Source organism: Bradyrhizobium sp. 31Argb, assembly GCF_043638955.1.
In the GTDB taxonomy this organism is placed as follows: Bacteria; Pseudomonadota; Alphaproteobacteria; order Rhizobiales; family Xanthobacteraceae; genus Bradyrhizobium.
Window position 1 is genome coordinate 1 of the sequence record NZ_JBEGDB010000705.1, and the last position, 544, is coordinate 544.

Sequence of the window (544 nt, forward strand, 5' to 3'; positions counted from 1 at the left end):
TCGACGATCGGAGATCGTCGACGCGGATTTGAGGGATTACTTCACCTCGATTCCGCATGCACCACTGGTGAAATGCCTCACACGCAGGATTGCCGACGGTCGGCTCCTCTCAATGATCAAAGACTGGCTGACAGTCGCGGTTATCGAGAGAGACGGTCGGCGAACCACGAGGACGGCGGAGTCCCGTACGAAGAAAAGAGGAACTCCACAGGGCTCACCCCTGAGCCCGCTGTTGGCGAATCTCTACTTTCGTCGGTTCTTGCTGGCTTGGCGCAAACACGGACACCAAGACCAACTCGATGCGCATATCGTGAATTACGCGGATGACTTCGTGATCTGCTGTCGCCCCGGCTCGTCCGAGACGGCAATGGTGCGGATGCAGACGCTAATGAACAGGCTTGGGTTGGAGGTGAACGAGACCAAGACGCGGCTCGCTCGGGTCCCGGAGGATAGCGTAACATTCCTCGGGTACACGATCGGGCGCTTCCATGGAAAGGGAGGTCAAGCCTTTCTGGGCACAAGGCCTTCCAAGAAAGCCATTCGA

At 57.7% G+C, this 544-nt stretch carries 1 protein-coding gene; it reads left to right on the top strand.

Annotated elements, in window-relative coordinates; genetic code table 11:
• Positions 1-13 precede the first annotated feature (13 nt).
• On the top strand, positions 14-544 hold a 531-nt coding region (locus AAFX91_RS42370; RefSeq protein WP_394570437.1), incomplete at its 3' end, for a reverse transcriptase domain-containing protein.